The following is a 2,382-nucleotide window of genomic DNA, read 5'->3' on the forward strand; positions in this document are numbered from 1 at the left end:
GCCGTCATAGGTTTGGATACCGATGCCAGCTCAAACTTGGAATCTATATGAAGACTATCTTTATGCAGATAGTCAGCCCAACCAAAGGAATTCTGATTAGATGATTTTCCTTTTTTGGTCAATCTAACTGACATTACCATTGAAGTCCCGATCTCTTATGCAGGCGCTGCATAAACTCGTCAATGCGTTTATCTGCCTGAGCAGGATCGTAAATCAATGCTATACTGTCTAACTCGGCTTGCTTCTTCTGTACTTCTTCTTGTTTTTTCTCTTCTGAACTGCACGCTATAAAAACGGATAAGACAAAACTATAAACGATAATTTCTACTAATCTCTTCACTCTACTATCTACGTTGATGAATCCAAATAAATATAATAGGATTATACATTAATTTCAAAACACAAAAGCCACTTTAACTGATAAAGTGGCTTTTATTTATGTTCTGCAACAATCTATTTACGCTAACAAACGGATTGGTGCTTCCAATAATCCTTTCAAGGTTTGTAAGAACTGAGCACCTGTAGCCCCATCGATCACACGGTGGTCACATCCTAAAGTCAACTTCATGATGTTTCCTGGTACTACAGCTCCATTTTTCACTACAGGAACCTGTTGGATAGCTCCTACAGATAGGATAGCACCATCAGGAGAGTTAATAATCGATGTAAACTCATCAATACCAAACATTCCTAAGTTAGATACCGTAAATGTAGAGCCTTCCCAATCAGCAGGTGTCAATTTCTTAGCTTTTGCTCTTGCAGCAAATTCTTTGACCTCTGCCGAAATATGCGACAACGACTTGCCGTCAGCAAAACGTACCACAGGAACTAACAAGCCATCTTCAACAGCCATCGCCACACCGATGTTTGTATGCTCGTTGAAGCGGATTTTATCCCCTTGCCATGAAGAGTTTACGGCAGGGTGTTTCTTCAACGCTACAGCAACAGCTTTGATTACCATGTCATTGAAAGAAACTTTCACCGGAGCATACTCGTTAATCTGCGCACGAGCAGCGATAGCGTTATCCATGTCCACAGTCACTGTCAAGTAGAAGTGAGGAGCAGTGAACAATGACTCAGATAGGCGACGCGCAATAGTCTTACGCATTTGTGAAATGCCTGTCTCTGTATATTTTTCTTCTCCAACATATGTTGGCAAGCTGATAGTCGTAGTTTCTGCTTTAGGAGCTTCGGCAGATGTCGCAGCAGCAGGAGCCGCTTTAGCTGTCGCCAGATAGTTTTCTACGTCTCTTTTTACGATACGGCCTCCGTCGGCAGAGCCTTTGATTTCGCTCAAGTTAACTCCTTTTTCTTTTGCGATTTTGCGTGCCAAAGGAGATGCTTTGATGCGTGAATCATCTGACGAAGATACTGCTGATGATGCAGCTGCAGGAGCTGCCGCCTCAGGCACTTTTTCTTCCTGCTTCGATTCCGTCTTAGGAGCCGACTTCACCTGATTCAACAAAGGAGTTACATCTGTTCCGGCAGGACCTACGATAGCAATGATATCGTTTACTTTTGCTGCTTGGCCTGCTTCTACACCGATGTATAACAACGTACCTTCTGCATAGGCCGTCACCTCCATGGTAGCTTTGTCCGTCTCTACATCCGCTATGGCATCATCCGACTTAATGGTATCACCCACCTTAAAATTCCACTGAGCGATCACACCCTCTTTCATCGTGTCACTCAATAAAGGCATGGTGATTACAGTACAGCCTAAGTCTTCTGCTGTCACTGTAGACTCAGATGCTGCAGGAGCAGCTTCCTCTTTAGCTTCTTCCGCTGCAGGAGCTTCTTCCTTAGTAGCAGATCCACCATCTAATAAAGCTTGGTAATCCTCCCCCTCTTCTCCCAACACAGCGATAACGGCGTTCACAGGAACTGCTTCTCCTTCTTTAGGACCTATATATAACAATGTACCTTCTTGATAAGACTCGAAGTCCATTGTTGCTTTATCTGTTTCGACCTCTGCGATAAGGTCTCCAGCATTTACTTTGTCGCCAACTTTTTTGTGCCATTTCGCGATCACCCCTTCTGTCATGGTGTCGCTCATCTTAGGCATTTTAACTACTTCAGCCATTTATTTATAGTAGATTATATCTTAATAAAAACCTTTGTGAATATACGATTGAATTAGTCCATTACAAACGGATAGTCTTCTTGCACATAGATATCTTTGTACAACTCGTCTACCGTAGGATATGGAGACTCTTCAGCAAATTTCACAGACTCGTCGATCACACGTTTCACTTCAGCCTCTACTTCTGCAAACCATGCTTCATCAGCATACTTGTTCTCTAAGATAGCTGCTTTAGTAGTGATCAAGGTATCTTGCCTTTGTACTCTTCCAATCTCTTCTTTGTACGATGACTTCGTAGG

The 2,382-nt window shown here is 42.8% G+C and carries 2 protein-coding genes and 1 pseudogene; all 3 read right to left on the bottom strand.

Going from position 1 to position 2,382, the window contains the following annotated elements:
• Window positions 1-133 precede the first annotated feature (133 nt).
• Entirely contained in the window at window positions 134-340 is a 207-nt protein-coding gene (locus SD31_RS12160; RefSeq protein WP_039054334.1) for a hypothetical protein, read from the bottom strand.
• Between the two features lie 117 nt (window positions 341-457).
• A complete protein-coding gene (locus SD31_RS12165) occupies window positions 458-2,083 on the bottom strand; it encodes a dihydrolipoamide acetyltransferase family protein (protein ID WP_039054335.1) in 1,626 nt (541 codons plus the stop codon).
• 53 nt (window positions 2,084-2,136) lie between these two features.
• Window positions 2,137-2,382: pseudogene (locus tag SD31_RS17565) on the bottom strand (pyruvate dehydrogenase (acetyl-transferring) E1 component subunit alpha); the annotation flags it as partial.

Origin of the sequence: Sphingobacterium sp. T2 (genome assembly GCF_000814685.1) — a bacterium.
In the GTDB taxonomy this organism is placed as follows: Bacteria; Bacteroidota; Bacteroidia; order Sphingobacteriales; family Sphingobacteriaceae; genus Sphingobacterium; species Sphingobacterium thermophilum.